Annotated in this window: 31 protein-coding genes; 1 reads left to right on the top strand and 30 read right to left on the bottom strand. The window is 58.1% G+C overall.

The features are described 5' to 3' along the window. Positions 1-23: 23 nt before the first annotated feature. The 23 genes from ACP7A4_RS22030 to ACP7A4_RS21920 all read right to left on the bottom strand — a co-directional run bounded on the left by ACP7A4_RS22030 (position 24) and on the right by ACP7A4_RS21920 (position 17397). A complete protein-coding gene (locus tag ACP7A4_RS22030; RefSeq protein ID WP_426248305.1) occupies positions 24-788 on the bottom strand; it encodes a C40 family peptidase in 765 nt (254 codons plus the stop codon). Positions 789-790: 2 nt separating this feature from the next. Next, the gene (locus tag ACP7A4_RS22025; RefSeq protein WP_426248304.1) at positions 791-1543 is read right to left on the bottom strand and encodes a phage minor tail protein L; all 753 of its coding nucleotides are present in this window, start codon (positions 1541-1543) and stop codon (positions 791-793) included. Between the two features lie 12 nt (positions 1544-1555). Further along, complete coding sequence (locus tag ACP7A4_RS22020; protein WP_426248302.1) at positions 1556-1891, bottom strand: phage tail protein; 336 nt, start codon at positions 1889-1891, stop codon at positions 1556-1558. Positions 1892-1894: 3 nt separating this feature from the next. Continuing rightward, positions 1895-5362: a phage tail tape measure protein gene (locus ACP7A4_RS22015; protein WP_426248300.1), complete on the bottom strand. Its 3468-nt coding sequence runs from the start codon at positions 5360-5362 to the stop codon at positions 1895-1897. Between the two features lie 4 nt (positions 5363-5366). After that, positions 5367-5621, bottom strand: coding sequence for a DUF1799 domain-containing protein (locus ACP7A4_RS22010; RefSeq protein WP_420893573.1), 255 nt, complete (start codon positions 5619-5621; stop codon positions 5367-5369). Between the two features lie 62 nt (positions 5622-5683). Beyond that, the gene (locus tag ACP7A4_RS22005; RefSeq protein ID WP_426248299.1) at positions 5684-6073 is read right to left on the bottom strand and encodes a phage tail assembly chaperone; all 390 of its coding nucleotides are present in this window, start codon (positions 6071-6073) and stop codon (positions 5684-5686) included. A gap of 9 nt (positions 6074-6082) precedes the next feature. Continuing rightward, positions 6083-6730, bottom strand: coding sequence for a phage tail protein (locus ACP7A4_RS22000; RefSeq protein WP_426248297.1), 648 nt, complete (start codon positions 6728-6730; stop codon positions 6083-6085). A gap of 68 nt (positions 6731-6798) precedes the next feature. Beyond that, complete coding sequence (locus ACP7A4_RS21995) at positions 6799-7215, bottom strand: phage tail terminator-like protein (protein WP_426248296.1); 417 nt, start codon at positions 7213-7215, stop codon at positions 6799-6801. Next, positions 7215-7409 (bottom strand): hypothetical protein, encoded by a 195-nt coding sequence (locus ACP7A4_RS21990; protein WP_426248295.1) that lies wholly within the window; start codon positions 7407-7409, stop codon positions 7215-7217. The genes ACP7A4_RS21995 and ACP7A4_RS21990 overlap by 1 nt, the downstream gene beginning before the upstream one ends. Beyond that, positions 7406-8005 carry a hypothetical protein gene (locus tag ACP7A4_RS21985; RefSeq protein ID WP_426248293.1) on the bottom strand — a complete coding sequence of 200 codons (600 nt, stop codon included), beginning with the start codon at positions 8003-8005 and terminating at the stop codon, positions 7406-7408. The genes ACP7A4_RS21990 and ACP7A4_RS21985 overlap by 4 nt, the downstream gene beginning before the upstream one ends. 1 nt (position 8006) lies before the next feature. Then, complete coding sequence (locus ACP7A4_RS21980; RefSeq protein ID WP_426248292.1) at positions 8007-8399, bottom strand: hypothetical protein; 393 nt, start codon at positions 8397-8399, stop codon at positions 8007-8009. 268 nt (positions 8400-8667) lie between these two features. Next, positions 8668-9045 carry a hypothetical protein gene (locus ACP7A4_RS21975; protein WP_426248291.1) on the bottom strand — a complete coding sequence of 126 codons (378 nt, stop codon included), beginning with the start codon at positions 9043-9045 and terminating at the stop codon, positions 8668-8670. Between the two features lie 10 nt (positions 9046-9055). Next, positions 9056-9361, bottom strand: coding sequence for a HeH/LEM domain-containing protein (locus ACP7A4_RS21970; protein WP_426248290.1), 306 nt, complete (start codon positions 9359-9361; stop codon positions 9056-9058). Between the two features lie 55 nt (positions 9362-9416). Beyond that, a complete protein-coding gene (locus tag ACP7A4_RS21965) occupies positions 9417-10394 on the bottom strand; it encodes a major capsid protein (RefSeq protein WP_426248289.1) in 978 nt (325 codons plus the stop codon). 3 nt (positions 10395-10397) lie between these two features. Then, positions 10398-11165: a hypothetical protein gene (locus ACP7A4_RS21960; RefSeq protein WP_426248288.1), complete on the bottom strand. Its 768-nt coding sequence runs from the start codon at positions 11163-11165 to the stop codon at positions 10398-10400. Between the two features lie 88 nt (positions 11166-11253). Next, entirely contained in the window at positions 11254-11607 is a 354-nt protein-coding gene (locus ACP7A4_RS21955) for a Gp49 family protein (protein WP_426248286.1), read from the bottom strand. An 89-nt stretch (positions 11608-11696) separates the two neighbouring features. Continuing rightward, positions 11697-11936, bottom strand: coding sequence for a hypothetical protein (locus ACP7A4_RS21950; RefSeq protein WP_426248285.1), 240 nt, complete (start codon positions 11934-11936; stop codon positions 11697-11699). Between the two features lie 30 nt (positions 11937-11966). Continuing rightward, positions 11967-12467, bottom strand: coding sequence for a DnaT-like ssDNA-binding protein (locus tag ACP7A4_RS21945; protein ID WP_426248283.1), 501 nt, complete (start codon positions 12465-12467; stop codon positions 11967-11969). 8 nt (positions 12468-12475) lie between these two features. After that, complete coding sequence (locus ACP7A4_RS21940; RefSeq protein WP_426248282.1) at positions 12476-13588, bottom strand: minor capsid protein; 1113 nt, start codon at positions 13586-13588, stop codon at positions 12476-12478. Further along, positions 13506-14966, bottom strand: a complete 1461-nt coding sequence (locus ACP7A4_RS21935; protein ID WP_426248280.1) for a DUF4055 domain-containing protein — start codon at positions 14964-14966, stop codon at positions 13506-13508. The genes ACP7A4_RS21940 and ACP7A4_RS21935 overlap by 83 nt, the downstream gene beginning before the upstream one ends. Beyond that, entirely contained in the window at positions 14966-16258 is a 1293-nt protein-coding gene (locus ACP7A4_RS21930) for a terminase (protein WP_426248278.1), read from the bottom strand. The genes ACP7A4_RS21935 and ACP7A4_RS21930 overlap by 1 nt, the downstream gene beginning before the upstream one ends. Before the next feature lie 7 nt (positions 16259-16265). Next, on the bottom strand, positions 16266-16742 hold the full coding sequence (locus tag ACP7A4_RS21925) for a DUF2280 domain-containing protein (protein ID WP_426248277.1): 477 nt from the start codon (positions 16740-16742) through the stop codon (positions 16266-16268). Positions 16743-16773: 31 nt separating this feature from the next. Then, positions 16774-17397, bottom strand: coding sequence for a putative metallopeptidase (locus ACP7A4_RS21920; RefSeq protein WP_426248276.1), 624 nt, complete (start codon positions 17395-17397; stop codon positions 16774-16776). Between the two features lie 74 nt (positions 17398-17471). On the opposite strand from ACP7A4_RS21920, the gene ACP7A4_RS21915 reads away from it, so the two are divergent. Next, positions 17472-17894: a hypothetical protein gene (locus ACP7A4_RS21915; protein ID WP_203307127.1), complete on the top strand. Its 423-nt coding sequence runs from the start codon at positions 17472-17474 to the stop codon at positions 17892-17894. Positions 17895-17944: 50 nt separating this feature from the next. Here the strand turns inward: ACP7A4_RS21915 and ACP7A4_RS21910 are convergent, their stop codons facing one another. The 7 genes from ACP7A4_RS21910 to ACP7A4_RS21880 form a co-directional block, all read right to left on the bottom strand. After that, positions 17945-18289 carry a hypothetical protein gene (locus tag ACP7A4_RS21910; protein ID WP_426248275.1) on the bottom strand — a complete coding sequence of 115 codons (345 nt, stop codon included), beginning with the start codon at positions 18287-18289 and terminating at the stop codon, positions 17945-17947. Further along, positions 18286-18612 carry an MFS transporter gene (locus tag ACP7A4_RS21905; protein WP_426248274.1) on the bottom strand — a complete coding sequence of 109 codons (327 nt, stop codon included), beginning with the start codon at positions 18610-18612 and terminating at the stop codon, positions 18286-18288. The genes ACP7A4_RS21910 and ACP7A4_RS21905 overlap by 4 nt, the downstream gene beginning before the upstream one ends. A 462-nt stretch (positions 18613-19074) precedes the next feature. Then, positions 19075-19620: a hypothetical protein gene (locus tag ACP7A4_RS21900; RefSeq protein ID WP_426248272.1), complete on the bottom strand. Its 546-nt coding sequence runs from the start codon at positions 19618-19620 to the stop codon at positions 19075-19077. Continuing rightward, positions 19617-20216 (bottom strand): recombination protein NinG, encoded by a 600-nt coding sequence (locus ACP7A4_RS21895; RefSeq protein WP_426248271.1) that lies wholly within the window; start codon positions 20214-20216, stop codon positions 19617-19619. The genes ACP7A4_RS21900 and ACP7A4_RS21895 overlap by 4 nt, the downstream gene beginning before the upstream one ends. Then, positions 20213-20800, bottom strand: coding sequence for a DUF1367 family protein (locus ACP7A4_RS21890; RefSeq protein WP_426248270.1), 588 nt, complete (start codon positions 20798-20800; stop codon positions 20213-20215). Before ACP7A4_RS21890 ends, ACP7A4_RS21895 begins: the two co-directional genes overlap by 4 nt. Then, a complete protein-coding gene (locus tag ACP7A4_RS21885; RefSeq protein ID WP_426248269.1) occupies positions 20793-21008 on the bottom strand; it encodes a TraR/DksA C4-type zinc finger protein in 216 nt (71 codons plus the stop codon). Before ACP7A4_RS21885 ends, ACP7A4_RS21890 begins: the two co-directional genes overlap by 8 nt. Continuing rightward, positions 20998-21549 (bottom strand): hypothetical protein (locus tag ACP7A4_RS21880; protein WP_426248268.1); only part of this gene is annotated, 552 nt, incomplete at its 5' end. The genes ACP7A4_RS21880 and ACP7A4_RS21885, both read right to left, overlap by 11 nt.

The following is a 21549-nucleotide window of genomic DNA, read 5'->3' as shown; positions in this document are numbered from 1 at the left end:
CTAGCTCCAGCGGCCCTGCCGCGTCATGTTGGTTGTTTTGCGTCTTTGTGCCTGAGGATCAGGCGCGCTCGGTCGTGCCAGGGGCCGCCGAAAACTATGATCTCGGATGGCCTGCCGTACAGGTGGTGCAGGAGGAACGGTCCGGGGCCGAAAGTGCCCGACTCTTCACCAGGTAACGACGGATCGGTGCCCAGATAAATCCCCGCATGATTCGGGTGAGCAGTTCGCCCAACCGCCATAACGATCAAGTCGCCGCGCTGTGGCTGGTCTACCCGCACAAAGCCCGCCGCCTCATAGTTGGCCTCATACAGACTGCTGTTGCCTGCACTCTCCCACCAGCCGTCCTCGCGCTTGAAAGCCTTGAACTCCAGCCCCCATTCGCGCTTGTACCAATCCGCACAGACTTGCCAGCAGTCCCAGGCGCCGTGCACGAATGGGCGATTCAGCAGCGGCGTGCTGCCTGTCGGGGCAATGCTGCGCAGATCCGCCTCGGGCCAGCTCAGGATGTGCCAAGGCAAGGCCGTGGCCTCGCACATGGCCAGATCGCGCGGAGACGGGCGACTGGTAGCGTCCGGGTGGGAGTGAACAATGCCAATCACTTCCCCCAAGTCATCAGCCGCAGCGTAATCCTGCGGATCGAGTCGAAACTCTTCGTTTGGCTCGCTGGCAATGTTCCGGCACGGGAAGTACTGCTGCTTGCGCCCAATTGCCAGCAGCAGGCCGCAGCTTTCTTTGGGGTACTCAGCAGCCGCGTGCGCAGTAATTGCACTCAGTATGTGTTTGCGCATGATCAGCTCCGGGCTATCAGAGATACAGCGGGGAATCCACCGTGAGGAAGCTCTTCGTTTTCGCCGAAGCGCAACTTGCAGGACGACAGGCAACCTTTGCAGATGTCCTTACTGGGATAGTCTGTTGGGACGTCCTCGTCGTCGAACATCAGTCTGCCGGTGTAGCCACAGTTCGGGCCGCGATAGCCGCCGGTCATAGCCCAGTGGCAGAATGTCGTCATCTGCCGGCCGGGCAAGCCGTGGTTGTCGATTTCACCCGGCGAGGACAACTCCCATTGCACCTGCTCGCCGTCTTCACCGGTTTTCTGGTCGATAAACCAGATTTCCAGTGCTTCTTGCGTCGGGTCGGCCGTGGGATTGCCTTCGGGGAAGTTCTCGGCATCCAGGTACTGCGCCAATGTCTCGCGTACAGTGAGCTTGAACTTGAGCAGGTCTTCAAAAGCCAGGCACAGCGCCGTCACCCGGCCGTTGATGTTGCCTGCTATGAACGTTGGCCGAGTAGCTGTGCCGTCGCTGTCAGAACCAATGCCCTCGATGTTCACGGGCCACGGAGCGTATTCGTTGCCCTGCCAGAAGATCGACTTGGCGGGCAGCTCTTCGTCAGAGCCTTGATAGGCCAGCAACTCATCCGGGGTATGTGGAATGGCATGCCCATGAAAGCGCAGGTAATCCGCGCCGTATTCAGTCCCGTCGATTTCGAACAGGCGAATTTCGCCGCCGGGTTCCAGTTTCTGGATGTCCGTGATTAATGCCATGTGAGGATTACCTTAGGGGTGAAACACTTGCTCGAAGGTGGCCGACAGGGAGTAGGTCAGCCCGCCACGGGGTGAAGGCTTGTAACCGTTGCACTTGTAAAGACCCAGCTCGCCCAGTGGCGGCATCCAGAGGAAGGCTTTCGCCCCTTGGTGCCGATCCAGAAACGCCATAATGGCCTTGATTCTGTCCTTGGGGCCGGTGTGCATAAACGGCCAGGACTGGGATTTGTTGTTGATCCCGTCCGTAGTCGTCTGCGCGTAGCCGTCGCCGAATTGCTTGGTGCGCACGCGCTGTTTGATCTCGCCTTCGCCCTTTTCGGTTTGCCAGGTGAATGTTTCGATTGCCATAAATCATCCTTTTACGTTTCGGCTGCTGACCCCGCCTTGGCGCCACGACTTGGCGATTTCCTCTCTGGCAACGACACGCATCCGGTCTTGCATGTTTCGCTGAAAAGCTTCGGTGTCGAGTTCAGCCCCTTCCGGGCGGCCTGACTCTTCGTCGGTCATCACCATCAAAGGCATGCTCAAGCTCAGGGAGGTCCCTCCACCGCCACCAACCGCCATTACGCCCAGCTTGCCGCTAGCGGTACGAGTCAGCGGCATGATGGCCTCTTCGCCTGCTTCACCCATGACCCCGGTTTTGCCGTTGGTCATACCGAACGCGGTCGGTTTGCTAACGATGGAGTTAGTGAAGGCGCCGCCATCAGCAAACATCTGTACGCCCGCATCCCAAGCACCGCCTTTGGCCTGCTGGATACCTGACCAACCGTCCATGATTTCAGGACTGTATCCGCCCTGCGTAGATCCTGCGGATGCAGTACCACCACCGAAATATGCGCCAGCCGCCGAGACGCCAACCCCTACCAGAGAGCTGAGAATCCCTGAAGCTGCCTGCCGTGATGCAATGCGCGCCATGTCCGCCAAAATCGACTTGGTGAAGTCCGCGAACGAAAGCTTCCCGGTCATGGCGAAGTTGACGACTGAATCTTCCATCGAGCTGAACGCGTTGCTGAACAGGCTTTTGGTTTGCCCTGCCACATCCCGGGTGCTATTCATGTAGTTCTGGAAAGCGGCAGTTGCCCCATTGCGCCAATCACTTTGAGCGGCCGACATCTGCTCATAATTGCTGAGCGTGGTCTGCGCAAGGTCGGATTCGCTTTTATTGATGGCTGCGAGCTTCTGGTTGTACTCGTCCGCACTCATGTTGCGCGCGGCGTCGGCTTTGTCCCGGGCCAGATCCAGGCGCTGCTGGTTGGCTTGGTCAGCAATGCCATTCAGCTCACCGTTGAGGGCTTTTTGACGGTCACCCTGACCAACGCCGAGCGCGGCCCGCTGCCCCGCCTGCTGCAACGCTTGATTCTGCCGACTCAGCGCATCGGTGTAGTTATTGATCGCCAAGGTTTGCTTTTTAAGGCGCCCCTCTTGATTGATTGCCAATACTTTTAACTGGCTGTCGGCGTCCTGCTGGGCCTTAACCATATCGGTGCGAGCATCGGCGATCTTCTTGTCCAGTTCGACCGCTTGCGCGGCTGAAGTGGTCTTTCTGGTCTTGGCCGACTCAAGCGCTGCTATCTCGGCCTCATACGCCGCGGTGATTTCGTCTTTCTCATTGCCGATCAGGCCTGCGCGCTTCCAGCCGTACTCTTCCTGCGAAACCAAGCCAGCCTTTTGCAGTGCATCCAACTCCTTTTGGGCGTTGGTGTACTCGGCGAGGATTGTTTTGATAGCGTTTTGAGAGGCGTTGAACTCCGTCAGGTCTACGGCGCCGACCGCTCCTTTTGGGACTTTCGGGTCTTTGTAGCGTGTATTGATATTGGAGATCTGCTGATCCACACGCGACTGTTCCAGTCGTGGATCGTTAGGGTCAGCGGCACGGAAAGAGGCGAGTTCCTGGTCCAGCTTTTTAAGCTCATCATCACGTTTTTGCTTGTTTGTACGAAATGACTTTTCTCTAACATCGAAAGCGATTTGAGAGTTAAGCGCTTTATCCTGAATAGCTTGGGCTAGCGCCTGCTCTTTCGCCTCTTTGTCCTGGGTATCGCGTACCTTGGTAAGGGTCGCGAGTTCTTTCTCAGCAAACGCGAGTTTCTTAGCAGCATCCGTGTCATCAGGATCCGCCTTTACTGCGCTGCGCCCATAGGCAACCTGCTGCGTTAGTTCTGTAATCCTTTGTGAGGGAGCGGTCTGTCGACCGATGTTGTTAATCGCATCAAGTGACTTCTTTGCCTCATCAGTGATGCCCTTCCAGGCGCGCTCTATGTAGCCAAGGTTTTCGGTTATCTGGCTAGACCGAAAATTGACCGTATCGGCGTAGGTATCGGTCAGCAGTTTGGCCGCACCAATTTGATCACCCTGCTCCTTCAGCGCCACAATTTGGGAGTAAACAGAAGCTGTTAGGAAGTGGTACTGGTCATTGAGCTCTTTAGCAGCTGCGACCGGGTCTTTGGCAATTTTTACAAACTCGGCAATCGTTGCATCGACCGATCTCCCGGTCGCGTCCTCCATTGCGGCCGCTGCATCAGCAATAGTTCTGAAGCTTTCACCCGCAATAACGCCACTCCCAGCAAGTTTGGCGAGTGTGCTGGCAGCCTCGGAGGTAGTCCCGTTGACCGCGCTCACCTGCAAAGCTAGCTCGGCAAGTCGTCCAGCAGTAGTGCCTGCATAATTACCGGTCAGGATCAGCGACTTGCTGTACTCGTCAGCCTCCTGACTACCCTTGTTGTAGCCGTAAATCAAAACCCCAAGCCCTGCCGCGGCGGCAATTACCGCAGCAGCCATGCCCATAATGCTAAGTGATGCACCGCTGACCGCCGGCCGAATCGCACCTACCGCGCGCTGGGCATTTTCAGCCGCTTCGGCGGCGGTGTTCGAGCTTTCTGCCAGATCGGAAAGGCTGTCGCCCGCCTCGCCTGCGCTTTCTGCCAAGTCTTGGGAGTTTGCCGCTGCGCCAGCCAGCGAAGCCCCTAAGTCAGCAACACCCTCTCCACCCGAGAACAGAGATCGGAACTTGTCCCTCAATACCGTTAGGGTGTTATCAACCCCGCCGAACGAGTCTTTGATCTGACCGCCCTGCTGAATCAGCACCATCAGCGGGTTCTGCCCCCCAGCCAGACTGGTGAAGATGTCAGTGAATTGCGCAGGCAGTTGGCGCAGCGCTTGTTCGGTTTGCCTGGCACTGATGCCCGTTTTCGACAGACCATCGTCAAAACCGCTCAAGCTCTTGCGCGTGGAATCAATACGGGCCGAATAGTCCTTGAAGGTTTCCGCATCGATCAACCCGGTCTTGCGATATTGCTCCAGCTTGGCCTGCTGCTCATCGAGGCGCGCCAGTGCCGCAACAGCCGGGTTGATCTGACCCAGCAGCTTAGCCAAACCATCGGCCTGCACGCCGGTAGCTGCCGCTGCCTGGCGAGTGGATTGGGCTTGTTGCTCAACAGTCCCGACCAGAGCATCGGCATCCGCCTTAAGTCGTCGATTGAGCGCCGCAAAATCGGTGGTTGTGGCCCGAGCCGCATCCATGGCGGCGGTACTGGTGTTCACGCTGGAAGCCAGGCTCTTCAAATACTCGCTTGAGTCCAGAGAGGCCTTGGCCATTGCAAGCAGGCGAGCCTTGGCATCCTCCGTGGTTTCAGCCAGCTTGGTTTCAGCGCCCGACAAACCAGAAGCCGCCGCCGAGGCCTTGCCGAAACCCTCGCTGATGCCTTCTGCTGCTTTTTCGGCTTTTTCGCCTGCTTGAACGAGTTTTTCAAGCTCTGTACTGGCCTTGGTGACATCGCCGGTCTGGACGGCAATCCCAAGGCTCGCAATCTCACCACTCATGCCGTCATCCTTTGTTCATTTGCTCAGACATGACGAGCATGGCTTCGGCTTCCAAAACCCGAAGGTCAGGGAAGAGTTTGATCGTGTGTTTCTTGGTAAAGCCCGAGAGGCTGGCGGTGGCGTAGATCGCCGAATAATCAAGGCCGGTAGCCCCGCACGCGCCGGTACGCCATTGCGTCGACAGGGCTTCAAAAAGCCGGAATGCCTGCCAGTTATCTGGCCAGACTTCGACGGTGTCGTCGTAGTCTGTCGAGGTCAGACCGAACAGACTGAGCTGCTCGGATGACGCCGAAGGTTCGTACAGTGCGCGACCGACCTCGATCAGTTTCCCAGGCGTGCTGCCTCGAATGCACCCTGATAGGCTTTAACGATTGCATCCCCAGCGCCCGCTGACGTTTCCATCAGCGCCCGAATGGATTCCTGGCTGAGCTTGACGTCATAGCCCCAGCCAACAACCAAGGCTTCGACCTGGCTCACCTGGTGCTCGATATTGGCTTGCGTCAGAGCAACAATGGTCAGCTCGGCGCCCATTTCCTTGAAGCGCACCTCATCCGCCTTGAAAGCCTCCTGCCACGACAGGAACAATGCAGCCAAGGCCTTGCGGTCTCGATACTTGAACTCGAAAGGTACCTTGTCGGGCTCAGCGCCAACGCGAGGGATTTCAACGGTGACCTTGAACGTGGGGTTTTGCTGAATTTTGAACTTGGCCATGAGTGCTCCTTACACCAGATAACGGGTCGGTTCGGCCTGCAAAGCCAGGTTAACGGTGCGGGTCAGCACGTTGTTGCGCGAGACCGTTGGCTGCTTGGAAAAGGAGGTATAGGCACCGTAGAAAATGGTGTCATTGCCGGGCAGGTTCAGGCGCGCAGCTTCCACCTTACGACCTGCGTCAGCGGCCTCCAGTACTTTCACGAATGGCTTGCCCGGGTCATCGGCAATGGTCAATGCCATGCTGGCTGCCGACTTGTCGGTTGGCACTTGACGACCTTGTTTGTCTTCCAGAAAAACCACGTCCGTGTACTGCTGCTCGCCGCCGGAAAACGCCACGTCAGTGACTTGCGGAATCTGCACCCACGTTTCGATCTTCTTCAGGGTTCCGCCGCCCGAGCCTGCGGGGAAGCTTTGCGTATCCGAGGTATCGATATCCTCAAGAGTGATCGACACAGCTGTTGCGGCCTTAACACGTACAACACGCCCATTGAGGGTGCTCCAGCCGGACTCAACCAGCACGATATCGCCCACCTCCAGATCGGCGCCTGCGACCGTGGCCACGGCTTCAGTAGCGTTGCTGATCGCAGTGAACGCCAGTGCCGCGGCATAAGTGGCGGCATGCTGGAACGTACCGCCGTTGGGGAGTTTGTAGCCCATGGCTTTTACCTCTCTCAGAAATGACAAAACCCGCTCAAGGCGGGTTGGGGTTTGCCCAATGGGCGGGATTAGTTGGTGTCGGCGCGATACGAAAACGAAACGGGAACCGTGTAAACGGAATCGCCCGTGATGCCTGGGCCCGGATCTACAGGCGACATGGTGATCACCGTAACTTCGTCCTTCGTGCTTCTGGCATAGAGCGCAAATAAGCTCGTCAGCTCAGACACGAGTGGATTGGTTTCGGTCTTACCGGTTCCCGCCGGGGCAATGATGCTTACTTGAAATACGCCGATGTACAGCCGGTGATCACCGCCAAGGGTATTACTCGCGGTATCGCCCGGGATCGTGAACGCGCGAAGGTAGGTTTCTCCCGCCGCCGGTGTATATACCGTGTTTTCAAAGACGATCTTCAGCTTCTGCGCCCGGGCAGCGTTCCAGGCGATGAGCTTTGCCTCGTAGATCGAGGCGATGATTGCGTGTGACATCAGACCACCTCGTACGCAAGTGCAGGCGATACGCCACACAAGCTTTGCTGTCGACCGCAGATGCCACACTGATGCAGGTACTGCGCAGGGAAAGACAGCAATGCGGTAGTGTTTTCGGCTCTGGCGAGCCTGCCGCCGCACTCACAAAGCGTATAACGCATCACCGGACGGACCGGCACTTCTTCGAATTTCATACCTGATTGTTCCTGATGGCCTCCAGCACGGTCTGCTGGAATTTGGTAACTGTGACCCGGACCATTCCGGACGGCGGCACCTGAGAACTATGTCCATATTCCAACGGAATTGCGTAGGGCAGCGAATTTGTTATGTAGGCGGTTTCGCCCGCCTTGAACTCAATTGCGCCATTTACGATGCGCGCCATTGAGCCCGAGCCCGACGCATCAACCTCTTCGGTTGTCGAGTTGTCAGGCGCACCAATACTAAACATCCAGTTGTTTCGGAAACGTCCGCCCACATAGCCCTCTGGAGCGCGAATCCCCATGCCGTCGCTAAGCTTGAGTCCACGCTTCAAATAACCTCGCTTATCGAAGTTTTGAGGGTTCTTTCTGAGGTTGTCGTTATGCTCAGTGACAGCCTTGTTGTACTCATGGCTGATTTTGTTGATCTGCCATATTTCAGGCTGTCCGACTGGAGACATCGTGATGACGCTGGTCCCGACATTGATAATGATGTCGCGCAACGTTGCATCAATTGCCTCTTTGGCATGGTCTGCAAAAGCCTGAACCTGAGCTGAGAAGCTGCCGGTCATACCGGCGTAGCGGTTCGCCATGTCACTTCCTCAACTGAGCTGTCCAGGTGGCATCTGCCGGATCAGCGGACACATTCATAACACGCAGGCCGTTGACGATATCGCCAATAGCAGGGACTGCCGGTAACGCCGTCGGCACACCGCCCTCTGACACGAATAGCTCGTTTTGCAGCACGAGCAGCTTCTTGTCGGTGGTCTGGATGAGGGAGCCGTCGATCTCCTTGGACAGGTAGCTGCCCAGAACACCGCGTCCGGCGTACATGACTGTGGTCTCCGGCATTTCACCGCCCAGGTCAGGGTCATACTCGCCCGCAATCTTGCGAATACCGGTCACTGCTGTAACCGCGTCGGCTAGCCCTTCGGGATCGTCAAGGGATTCGGCCAGCTCGGCCTGGATCTCTTCGCGCATGCCCATATGCAATACTCTCGATAACTAACAAAGGATTTGATGATGAAAAGACCGGAATGCAAAGCGGCTATCCCCACCCTTGCGCGGGAATGGGCAGGAACACAGGATCAGCCAGTAGGATGGCATCCATCCTTCAGTGAATTCGTCACTTGGCTCAAACAAAACGGGCAAGGCCACTATCTGGATTTCAGGAGCAGGATGGGATCCTTATATGATGCCGAGCAGTGGTTCGCTGATGCGCTAAACCAGAAATGGCGTAACTGAAGTCCTAGAATCAAACTCTTTTCAGCATCAGAACGCCAGTGCGCTTTCTCCACGGCTCCAGCAGGGCCAAGGCGAAGCTCACGCTCGCCGATTGATCGGTAGAGCCAGCCACGTAGGTCTTGCTCACAGACGTGCCGGACTGGGCCGATACCGTCTTGCTCTGCACTTCCTTCTGCGTGGACGTGTACAGCTTGCCCGCAGCCGCCTCTTTGGCGACCTGGGCGCCGGCTGTTTTGATCTCGGCCGGGACAGTATCGGGAACAGCCCGCTTAATTTTGGTCGTGAGCCAGGCGTTTGCCATCGTCACAGCAAGGACCGGATCACCGGTGCCGGCCCAGTCAGGACCGAGCTGGGCGTCAACATCGGCAACAGTGATGAAATCGGTCATATGCTTGTCCTTATTCCGCAGGCACCAGGGCCTGCAGGTCTTCTTTCTTGGCGGTCGGGTCGAAGGCGATCTGCTTGGCGGTCAGCCACTCTTTTAGCTCGGGGACCTTCATTTTGAGAGGGTCGGTTTCAGGGGCTTCCCGCTCCTTGCCGTCGGAAACCTTGATGCCGGCAGCCTGGTAAGCATCGAAGATATCCGGTGCATCGCCATCAACGACCACCTCGGTCGCGGAGCCGATGACGCCGAAAAACTCGCTCAGCAGGCGGTAGCACACGCCGCGCTCTTTGCCAGGCTTGTCCGTGTAGATCACTTTCATAAGTCACCTCAAAAGCATCCCGGCGCCATACGGGCGCCAGGTTGTGTGGGCCGAATTACGGCGTGGTGGTACCGCTGATCACAGCGGCGAACGGAACCTGCTTGCGGCTGAACACGCGCTGCCAGTTCGCAGCAGCTGCGTACTGAGTCGAGGTCGGGCTGAGGTTCTGAGCCTCAGAGCCCTTCCAGCTGAAGCCGGCAGGCTGGAGGATGTAAGTCTTCCGCTCCCACAGCACTTCGGCACCGCCGCCGTTACCGCCGCCAGGCTTACGCTCCAGTTCTACCGGAACCTTGGGCGTGCCTTCGCCGTAACCGAACGCGCCCTGGCCGAAGAACACGGACAGGTACTTGCCCGCGCCATACACCAGAGCATCGTCCATGAACACCGGCTTACCCAGATAGGTGGCCAGAATGATCTTGCCGTCGGAGTCACGCAGGTACTCGATGAGGTCTTGCTTGACCATCTGGTTCATCACCACCGAGTGCACGCCGATCGCGCCGAACTGGTCAGCAGCATCGCCGGCGGTGAAGGCGGCATCCTGGAAGGCGTTCGCACTGATGGTCGCACCCGCGTCGATGACCATGTCACCGCCGTTGTTGGCGATGTTCGAGGCGATGATGCCGCGAGCCGCGCCCAGGGTGTAGCGCTGCCACTGGCGGGTCCAGTAGGTGCCGAAACGGTTGCGGATCTGCTGCTGTGGTTCGGTGTTGGCCAGTTCCGCAGTCAGATCGGTTACGCCGTAGCCTTTGTTGAGGTACAGAACACGCGCTCGCATGCTGTCCTGCTCGACCTTTCCGACCTCGCCCTGGTCGTTCGGGTCATCGTTGCTGATGTTCGGGGCTTCATCAGCGTTCAGATCCTGCCAGTAGCTGATCTCGGCGGTGCCCTGGCTGCCGGAAGCGATCGCATCCAGCACAGGAGAACGGGTCACAATGCCCGACTCGTACACAGCGGTCTTTTCCGGGCTGTTAACCGGCGCCAGCGAGGCGTAGTAGTCGCCGACGAAGATGTCGGTCAGTTGGGTAGTTGCCATGGATTAGGTTCCTTTGGTGGCCTGGATTTTCTTGAAGAGCTCGGGGTTGTCACGGGCGATCGCAGCGCGCTCGGTTTCCGTGTACTCGCCCCACTTTTTCGTGGCCTTGCCACCGTTGTCGCCGGTCTGCCCGGCGCCCTGAGCCCTTGGCCACAGGTGCGTTGCTGTTTCACGCAGAGATTCCGCCCATTCGAGCGGCGACAGCGGGGTCTTCCCGTCCTTCCCGTAAACGACCTCGCCGTCACGGTCGGTGGCAATCGCCTCGCCGTCTTCACTGAGTTTGAAAGTGCCCCGGGCGCGCAGGATGATGTCCTCGGCAGCCTCAGGGAGCGCGCCGGCCTTGATGGCGGCAGCGCGAATTGAATCGGCCAGCACCTTGTCGCTGTACTTCGCAGCGAAGGCCTCGGCCTTGTCGGCACGGGTCTTCTCGGCAGCCAGCTTCGTGTCGTAGTCGGTGCGCAGGCGCTCGGTGCGCTTGGTGATGACTTCGTCGAGCTTGCCTTCGGCCAGCAGGCGGGTTTCCTCGTCCTGGCCGACCTTGGTGAGCAAAGCCTTCACCGCGTTGATGTCCAGGCCTTCGAACTGGGTTTTGAAGCCGTCCAGTTCTGTTTTGGTGGTCCGGAGCGAAGCAAGCAGCTCGCTGTTTTTGGACTTGAGTCCGGCGACTTGTTGGTCAATGAGCGCCTGAATCTCAGGGGTGATTGCAGGACCGCCGCCGCCTTCGCCGCCTTCGCCAGCAGCATCCAGAAAGAGTTGTTTCAGCTTGAACATGGGTATCCCCTCGGGATTTTTGGGCTGCCGACCTAATCAGCAGGCAATAAAAAACCGCCCATTGGGCGGCTTGTAATTCGACGCTCGGTTATTTGGCGTCGTGAAGCTGCTGTTTGAGCGCGTAACCCATCAGGGGCCAGATTTTTTTCTCGGCATTCTGGCGGGCGATTTTGCGACCCACCTCGGCGTCGAAGTTTTCAGGGCTGGCGCATGCACTCTCGCCCGTGACGGTGAAGCCGTTCTTCAGCACGAGTACACAGAAAGTCAGCAGATCAAGAGACTTGTCCGTGTATTGCGCTGCAAACGGGTCCGCGTACTGCACGCCATTCTGAGCGGTAAAGTAGTGGCACTCCTTGATATTGGCTTGCAAGTCCGCCGGCGTGATGCGCGGCGCGGTCAAGCCCCTGGCTTGGATTTCTTGCTCGATCGCGTGGTCAGTCATGTTGATCTCCAGGCATAAAAAAACCCCGGCTGAGCCGAGGTTTTTATAAAAAAGCTTTAATTCAGAAATTGGGCGCGTCGAGCGCAGAATTAATCTTTAAGCAGGACCACTAGGTGATGCCCTGCTCCAGCAGGCGCAAGTTCGCTTCCTGCTTCGATGAAATTTGTCTGAGCATCGTTGTTTTTGTCCCTGTAACCACGGACTACTTCTTTAATTCCCACGCCGGTAACGCGCTCGTATCCATCTCGGTCAGAACTTTTCATGATGACAAGCGCATCTTGCGGCTGATTGCTCAATCTTGCGATTAGCTGGGAAACGGTGAGAGCCATTTAGAAACCTCCATGTAAGGGGATCAAACTTTAGCCAAAAGACGAATGACTAACAACCGACAGGCCTCTCATCACCAAGTAATCGGCGAACTGCGTCCTGCTCGGGGCATATGGCGGCGGACGCATGCGCAGGCCTGGCGTATCGCGGTTGAGCCGCGTGCGCCGGCCATTCGGCTCAGTGCAGTGCGTCGGCTCCTTGATCTGGAACCCCTTCTCGGAGGCGTACATCTCGACCGCCAGCCGCACCTGGCCCCATTCAAGTTCAAAGGGCACGAACGTCTCGGACAACGTCTGGTATTCGATCTTGCAGTCACGCCGGGGCCAGGCCATTGCCTGTTCAGGATTGGCTTTGCGCCCTTTCCACTGGCGACCGTTGATGTCGGCTGCGGCGCGCAACAGCAGTTCGACCTGGTCAGCCTCTGCTTCAGGTATCCGGAACCCGTAGTAGTCGCGGTAGAAGGTCAGCTTCTCCAGCGGTACGAAGCTATTCGCGTCTGGCCTGCCCTTCCCGTCCTCAACGATGATCTGCATGCGCTATCTCAACCTGGTTGAGCGCCGAGTGTAACGCCTGCTCGGGTGAACATGTCAGGTTCGGCTTCCTTAAGCTGCGCCAGGGTCAGCGGCTTGAACGACTTGTCGAGCTGCAGCTTCGCGAACTTCTCCGGCGTCAGCCCTCCATCGCGGAACAACTTGCCCCGGACCGGACCGAGGGCATGATCCTGGAAGCTCGCCGGCTGCGTTGCCAGCCACTCGTAATAGTTGAGGCCGGCGTCGACCTGGACCCCGCCGTTATCGCCCACCGAGGCGCGCGTGGCGTCCTTGGCGAACATCTCCGAAAGCCTGGTGGTAGGCACCGTAGTTGACCGGCAGTTGATGTGCGCCGGCGGCAGCGGGCCTTTGCCGAGGTCGAAACGCATCCCATCCAGGCCCTTGCACTGCTGCGAGGTCTTGCGGTCGAGCGTCGACACCCAGCGATATCCCAGCACCACGTCACTGTTGGCCTTCAGCGTCTCCATTCGTGCCGTGGTGGCTACGTGCTGGATTGCCGCCTGCACCACGGCGGCAGCATTGCGGTTGCTCACCGCCAGGACGCCGTCCGTGAAGTTCTGCGCCGCGGTACCGCGAATCGCCTGGATGATCTGGGCGTTGGTCTGGCCCTGGCCGAAGCCGAGCCGGATGGTGTTCGTGACGCGCATCGTCTCGGTCCGCGTCCAGCCGCTGACGAAGCTCTTCAGCAGCTTCCCGCCGTCGATGCCCTTTACCTGAAGCGGATAGGAGAACACCGCCGCACGGATCAGCGTGTTGGTCGGCACCACCGCATCGATGGAGAGTGCATTACTCAGACTTTTGGCCTCAAAGCTCGACTCGTACAGCGCGATATCGACCAGGTCGGCCTGCACCAGCTCGCCGTAGGCCTTGTAGATCTCCAACAGCTTGCCGTCCACCCGGGCCAGGAACTGCTCAAGGCGGTCCCGGCTGTAGGTGGTCAGTTCCTTGCGGGTGAGTTGCTCACGCACCAGCTTGTCGATCTGGCGCAGGTACTTCTCAAACTTTTTGACCTCGCCGGCCTTAAGCCGCTCCAGCATTACCGAGTGACGGGTCGTCTGCTCCAGCAGTTGGCTGTCCGCCTGCGCCAGGCTTGTCGTTGGCATCGTCGTTGTCCAGGTTGATGCCGACCGACTCGCGCTCATCGCTGATCAGGTCGGCCTCTTCTTCGTATGGGCGGTCCGGCAGCTTGCCGGTGGTGAGGTACTGCCAGTAGGTGTCGGCGCTGAGCGTGCCAGCCATCACGCCCTTGAGCAGTTCGGCGAGCACCTGGGCGTCGACCACCGGGGTCACGAACTCAGGGTTCACCTTGAACTTGACCTGCTTGGGGTCGTAGCCCTTCCACTCGGCGGCGTATCGCAGGCCCTGCTCCACCGCCTCGGCCACCGTGATGACGATGCTGTGCAGTGTGGCGTGCTGGTCGTTCTGACGCGTCTTGCGCGCCTCTCCCGACTCGGTGCCGGCCACATCCATGACCTTGGCTCCTGCCTCAAGCGCGGCGTTCTTCTGGTCATCCATGGCTTTGCGGTTGGCTTCAATGCCGGTGCCCTTGAACTCCAAGTATTCAGCCTTACCGTTCGGCCCAAGATCCCAGGCAGCGGAAGGACCGGTTACGCTCAACTCCACCGCCTCATCCAAACCCGACACCCACGGCTGCGGATGACTGGTCTGATGCAGAGAGCTGAAATAGTCAGCGCTGATCTGATAGGACTTCAGCGCGGCCCGCGCCATGGTCAGCAGCGGCACCTCGTCTACGTCCGGTGAATTGTCGGTCGAGCCGCAGTAGATGACAGGCAAATAGGCCAGGCCTTTGACGAGACGGTTGTCGGTACCGGTGGTGCCCAGCGGGCGTTCGTCGTCGATCAGCTCGCCAGCCTCGTTGCGCACGGCCGTGTAGCAGACCTCGCCCAGCATAAAGAACTCACGGAAAACCGTGATGCAGTCATGACTGTAGCGATCGCCGCCCTTCTTTCGGAACTCGCGAAACACCGAGAGGACTAGGTCCTGCCGACCGCCTTGATCAGCGGTGTCCCAATTGATGGCGTTGCGCGTGGCGTAGGTCGAGAAATACGGCTCGCCACGGTCATCGATGTTCGCCACCAGCGGCACCCGGCCATGGGAAATAGCCTGGCGCACCATGCGGAAGAAAAGCTGTTTCAGGCCGAAGCCGTCGGCTGTGGCGTTGTCCTCCAATCCCTTCAGGCCGGCAGGTAGTTCGATCTCAGGTATAAGCCGCGAGACCAGACCCATCATCGAACGCAACGAGTCACGTACCCAATGCTCGTACTGAGCCCGGTTCGTGTAGTTCTCATACAGGTACTTGTTACCCACGCCATCCAGCTTTTCAGCCTCAACCATACCGCTCGGCTTTGGCAGATTGCGCTCGTTGCGCTTCACGGCGCACTCCCCCTCGAGCGCGTCGTCCATCATTTCCCACTCAGCAATGTGCGCGTTGTAGTCGGGGTTTGTCGATTGCACTGGCATCAGGCCAAGCCTCCAATTCGGCGTGTTCCGCCTGTGCGTGTTTTGATCGGGTAGCGCTTGGCAATGAAGTAGCCGGCGGCGTCGTTCATGTGGTCATGACCCTTCTTCGGGTCTTTGTCCGGCTCACCCTTGTCGGTGTAGGTCTGACGTTCAAGACACAACATCAGCTGTGGGCACTGATCAATGTTGACCTTCAGTCGGCGCTCACCGTAGGTGTTCAGGAACATGGCGTTCACTGAGTTGACGCGGTCCTTCACACCTGGATTTGTTGAGTCAACGACCACTGTGAACCCGGCCTTCTTCAGTAGCGAAAGGTCGGACTCGCTAGCGTTTTTGCTGCTGGTGTTCTGCCCACTGGCGTCGGGATAGACCGCCACCGAGTGCCCAGGGAAACGAGTCTGGATCTTCTCGATCATCTCCGGCGTGTCGCGTACCCCGTGGAATTCATCCAGGGCCAGCGGCAGGTCGTCCCGCACGACATAGACCACGGATGCCATCTTCATGACGTTGAAGTCCATGCCGATGTGCAGCGCCTCGCCCGGCTTGATTCGTTCGCTGGTGCGACAGTCGACACGATTGAATGTGTAGTAAACGACGCCCGCGTAGTTCTCGAAGCCGGCTTCGTACTCTTGCCGGAACGTTCGTGGGTCCATCTTGCGGCGGGCAGCGTCAAGCTCTTCAGGAGGAACGTTGCCGCCTTGCAATGACGTGTACTGCCAGCTCTTGTGATCGGGTTCGCCACCCGGCTTGCCGTCCAGGTAGGTGTCGTAACAGTGGTTGAAGCCTTTCGGTGTACCAATCCGCAGCGCATGGCCGCCCTTTCGCACCCCGATACCTGGAATCGTGTACTGACAGGTCGAGAGCATCGGCCGCAGCACTTCTTCCCATGCTGCCCACGGGCAGTCCGCCCATTCATCCACCAGGACGAAGAACAGACCGGAGCCGCGTAGGTTGTCGTAGTTGTCGAGCCCTACCACGCGCATGACGTGGCCGGACTTGAGCGTGATCGAGCATTCCGTCTCGTTCGGACGGTGAGCGCGCCATGCTTCGGGAATGGCCTGCTTCAGGCGCCGCCAGAACACCCGCTTGGCCTGTTTGAACGTAGGCGCGCCATACCAGATCTCGTCCTCAACACTCACGCCCCACTCCGCAGCAAGGCGAGCGGCACGGCGCATCTCGGCCTTGCCCAGGAATGTCTTGCCGAACCGGCGACCACACACCGCATCGCGGAAGCGGGCCTCAGGTTGGAAGCCCCAGCAGTAAATGTTCGCCTGCTTGGGCGTCAGTTTCACTGGCGGGTCAAAGGTACGGGGTAGCGGGGACATTCTCATCAGGCTCCAAGGTGTACTCAGCAACGGCGTGCTGCTGGTCCGCTTGGGAGCCCAGAGGTTTCTCAGGTTCGAGGCGGCGATTCACGTAAACGTCGCCCACCTCTTTGGCGGCCTGCTCGTACAACTGAGCGGTCAGCGCCAGGTTGCGCATGCTCTCGGCCTTTTCAGCCATTCTCCCCAGGCCACGAAGCCGGTAGGCGCGGTTGGCGATCGGAATCTCAGCGGTCTCTTCGCGGAACCGCTTGCGGGTGTCGTGGAATAACGTCACCCATTTGGCTGCAAGGGTCTTGCTCGCCCGCTTGGTTGCGTCATGCGATTCGCACAACTGACGAGAAATCTCGATGCCGAATTCTTGTTTGACCTGCTCCACCACCTGAGAAGGGGTGTCAAAGCACGCCAAGGCCTGAACGATGAAGCCTTTCACCTCACTATTCAGGTTTGCCATAAATTGGATTCCGTCTAATGCCTGTCAAATTTCAGGCCGATCTGAGCAGACAGGTTCCGCAGGCCCTCGCAATGTTCAATTTCCCCACCTCAGCAGGACTGTTTGCAGCATCCACCAACGCTTGAACGTCAGGGCTTGCACCGTAGCGGCGGACCACGCCGACGAATTCCTCGACGTCGTGGCCCTGCAGCTTGATCTTCGGTGCACCGTCTTGGGTGAATGCTGGTTGACCGTACTTGTCGGTCGCATGAGCCAAGTGATAAAGCTCGTGTTCGATCAGGGCGCAGAACTCAAGGTCGCTGCACTGGGCGCAGTAGTCAGCAGCCAGGGTAATGATGAAGCCCGGCACCTCACCGAACCAATCACGCATCTGTTGTTCCATCCGGGCTTTCTGCCAACCACCCGCGCGGAACGCTACTTGTTCAGCCTGGCCAAGTACTGTCCTTCCCTGCTTCTCGAAGCTCGACGACGCCCACATCACACGGATGTCTGCATCCAGTAGATGGGCATGGTCTTCGTTGTGGATGCTGCCGGTGTCGGCAAGGATCTCGGCTTGGAGCCATTCCCACACCTCGGGGGCGGGGATAAGGCGGGCATAGAAGGCAGATATCTCGGACTTCGTTAGCAGTGATGATGGAGGACTTGGTCTAAACATTAAGCGTCACCACTTGAAACAATCTCAATATGCCATCATCTATTCCTTGAACTCTAAAAAGGAATTTCAAAGCGATGCCTAAGATGATCTGCCTGGCTCACAATAGTTGGCCGCCTACCGCTACTGTTCTGCATTTTTCAAGCAATGACGTACCAGTGATTTTGATTCTGGATGCCAAAGCAGCGGTGAAAGTCGCGATGGATCAATTTCACGCAAATGAGAGCAGGCCAAAACGTCTAGCCGCGAATTACCAAACACTTTCAACGACAGGGACGCTTTATATTCCAATGCTACACGTGAATTTTAACGGCACAGTTGAATTCAGTGACGGGAGGCACCGCACCTTGACGTTGGACTCTATGGGGTTCGCAACGGTGCCTGTGCTGACCAGCCTGAAAAATGCAAGCACGATTCAACATCTGTGGGGTTCTATCGCTACTGCCAACACTGAGTACGACTTTCCTGACCCACACGTAACAAAATTCATCGGCATTTAATCCAAATGATCAGCGCCACGTTTTTGAGCATTCTTAATGCGTGGCACAGATTACTTGCTCCGGCGATCGACGCCACCAGGAGCCTTGTCACACCGCAAGCAATGCTCACAGTTCAGGGTGCGGCAAAGCCATGCTTTGGTCTGTGGCCAGTACGTGACCATGAACCAATGCCGGGCGCCCGCCAGTGCCAGCGACACATACAATGTGGTTCCGGCAACAGTGTGCGAGAAGAATATTTGCTCGCTGCGAGCCAGGATCGCGTAGCCGCTCAGGGCAATCACCGCGTAAATGATCTTGCCCAGTACCCCGTCGCGAACCTTACCGCTCAAAATGCACCAGGTCGCCCACAGCGCAATGACGCCAGCGGAGTAGGCATTGATGTATTCGAGGATCATGGACCACCTCCCCCGAACCGTTGGCGGATGAGCGCCCACAGATCAGCGGCTTTGATAGCTCGGGTAATCGCAGCAATCAGCGATCCACCGAAGGTGCCCAGCAGGAAGCCGACACCGGCGACGCTGCGAGGCTCATCGATACCGAAGTACGCACTGACCAGGCCCGTCAGGTAATGAGCACAGACCGCACCCGAAAAGATGAACACCGCCCAAGCCTTGCGGTTGATTAAATCGTCTCGGTGCCACCATGCGGCGGCTACAGATCCGAGAAGCCCAGCTACTGCCCAGTCGAGCTTGTCGAGCAAGCGGTGAAAGAACTCCATGCGCTTGACTCCATGGGGCATGACTAAAAAGTTCGGGGATACCCCAAAAATAGAAAAGCCCCGCACGCTGGCGAGGCTTGAGAAATTGCTAGTAATAAAACCCTTGCGAGGGCCGGGCTGCATCAGTCAAAGCTATGCAGGTTTGCGCGCTTCTCCTGCATGGTTAGATCACCCTGCTTGCGCGGATTGCCGCACATCCAACAGGAGCAGACCTTGCCGTGGTTGGCGAATAGCCCGGCATTGCGCTGGTTAGTCGCCCAACAGGCATGAAGTCGCTGCTTTCTGTAGAAGCGAGCCTTGACGCGTGATGTGTCGTGTCGACGTTGTGCTCTTGGCATAAATCCTCCTAGGCCGAAGACGACTAAGCCCCGGCAGATTTCTCTGGCGAGGCTTTTTCGGCTCACTCCTACACACGCAGGAATGACAGGATGTGTGAATAATGGCTCATTGGCTCACTCACCGTCAAGCAGCCTGTGTGCCAATGAGCCCCTCAGCATCCAACAATGCTTGGGCGGATACCAAAGCCTCATCAACCTCGCGCTCCAGAGCCTTGCGAATTTCACGCCTCCACCGCTCTTGGGTTTTGATCGGATGCGACTCATTCGACCAGTTGTCCATCTCATACCAGCCAGCAGGCAGGACGTTAGTAGACCGCTTGCCATCCGCACCCGGCAGCCTGGGCAGCGCCCACGTCACCACTGCGCAGTGCAGGAACCGCTCCGGAGCCGGTGATCGCATCACCCGCGTCAATTCGGCAATGGCTGCATGCTTGCGCTCGGAGTGGGTCGAGAACTTCGCCACCAGCGCCCGCCAGTGCGCCGGAGCCAGCGCCTTGTGCAGTCGACCGAACACCCAGCAGTCAGTGAGAAACGCCGCCTCTTTTCCGGCGATTTCCCCTTTCTGCTTTGCGCATTGCACCTTCGGCTCAAAGTCACAGCCACCTGCGGAGTTGATTGTTTCCGAGGCCAGCGCTCGAACCACTGCTGACACCACGTTGCGATAGGTCATGCCGCCCTCTTCAATTCTCTGGTCTTTGCTCGGTATTCGGCCTTAATGACCTTGATCTCATCTACGGTGTACTTGCGGGCCGAATGTGGCCCTTCCAGCCACTCCACCTTGTCGATACCGATGCGGTGCAACAGGCGGATACGGTATTCAACTGCATTACCCGACAGGTTGCGATTACATCTAACGCACTGCCGGTGGATGTTCAGAGGCTCAAACCGCAGTTCGGGGCAGGCGCCCACGGATCGGTAATGCCCGGCATCCCAGCGGCTGCCAGTCATTAGGTCATTGTCGTTCGGCGTCGAGTCGCAACTGATGCACGGCAGGTGCGCGTCACGCAGGCGCACATACTCGTTCACTGCGGCCTGAGCCTCGCGCAGGTGTTCAGCTCGGCTCTTGAGCTTCTCCTTGCGGACCTTGATCTCTATGCGCTCGACCTGAGCCAGCGACTTGCGGGCCTTCTGCTGATTCACGTCCTTGATGGCCAACGCACAGGCCGGACTGCAAACTGCCTGCCCCAAGCGCTGCGGCTGGAAGCTAATACCGCATGCCGGGTTCTTACACATCTTTGGACGAGGCTGCTTGACTGCGAGACTCATGCATAGCTCCCGATCTGATCAGCAGCACTCAAGGCGTCCTGCTCCGCTTCGAAGTGCGCCGACAACACCAGCCGCCAACAGGCATTGAAAACGTCGCGATACAGCGGCTCAAACGCCAGATCATCCATACTCGACCAACTGATTGACTTGGCCTCTTTGCGGATACCTTCAGGTGTATGCACCAGGTGGAAGTGTCCCGCCTCGATCGTCACCCACTCGCGAAATGCTTCACGGCTTTTGTCCACCGCCGGAAAACGATCTGCGCGCGAGGACTCAAGGCCTGAGATGTACGCAGCCACCGCTTCCGACAGTTGCCCAGGCTTACCACTCTGCGCCTCAAAGAACTTGGCCAACCCTTGAATCCCGCGGAGCTCTTGCCGAGGAATCAAGCCGCCAACCGGCTCCCAATACTCCCAAGCCAGATCCAGCATGGAAAAGAACTTGCCATGAAATTTGGCGTTGCGCATTTTGGTGAATTTGCCGTGTATGACTTGGCCCAGCTTCCACTTCTGAGTCAGCTCGCGATCAGCTTCAGTGGCGGGCACGAGGCCTTGGGCGGTACGGATAAGGGCAACCTCAGCCACGACGAACACCCCTCACCTTCAGGGCAGCCTGCTCAGCGCAGGTAATGCAGCTCTGAACCCCCGGAACAGCCAGACGGCGCCCTTCTGAGATTTCCTCGCCGCACTCGCACTCATGAGCGCTTTCGCCGGCATACACCACCCGGGCGGCAAGGGCTGAGGCCAGTTCTTTTTCAATACGTTCGTCTGCAAAATCGACGTCATCGGCCACGGGCGGCCTCCTTGGATTGGATGGCAGCCGACTGGCTGATCAAATTGGTTCTACGAAGGTCAAGTTCGGCCAGAACCCTACAGCGCTCAGCCTCTCGGGCATCAGCTTTCTGTTGACGCTTCAATGCTAAGTCGAGGCGTATTTCATCAAGCTTGGCGCGGACTTTTTCAGAAGGCTGACAAGGAGTGCCTGTCAGCAATCCAGCAACGGCGCGCCCATCCTCGGTGATGGGTTCATGCGTCAGGTCAGCCAAGAGCAGGCAGCCTCGCTCTTGCGAAACTCGCTGCATTTGAACAGCGGCGTTAACAGCCTCGATTCGACGGTTTGGATCAAAGCCCACAGATACGCGCCATTGGATTGGCTTGGCTTCGGTACGAGCTTTCACGACCAAACGCTCGTAAGCACTGATGAACGCCATCCGGGCCCCCACTTTGTCGCCAGCATTCAAAACTGGCCGGGCAGCGCTCAAAGCCAACTGAATTTCTTCAGTCATCACCACCGTGTCGAACTCGTCACTGGATGCAAGAGCGATTGACCAAGC

The sequence above is a fragment of the Pseudomonas sp. TWR3-1-1 genome (assembly GCF_049896545.1).
GTDB lineage: Bacteria > Pseudomonadota > Gammaproteobacteria > Pseudomonadales > Pseudomonadaceae > Aquipseudomonas > Aquipseudomonas weihenstephanensis.
This window is presented reverse-complemented; position numbering and strand designations above follow the sequence as displayed.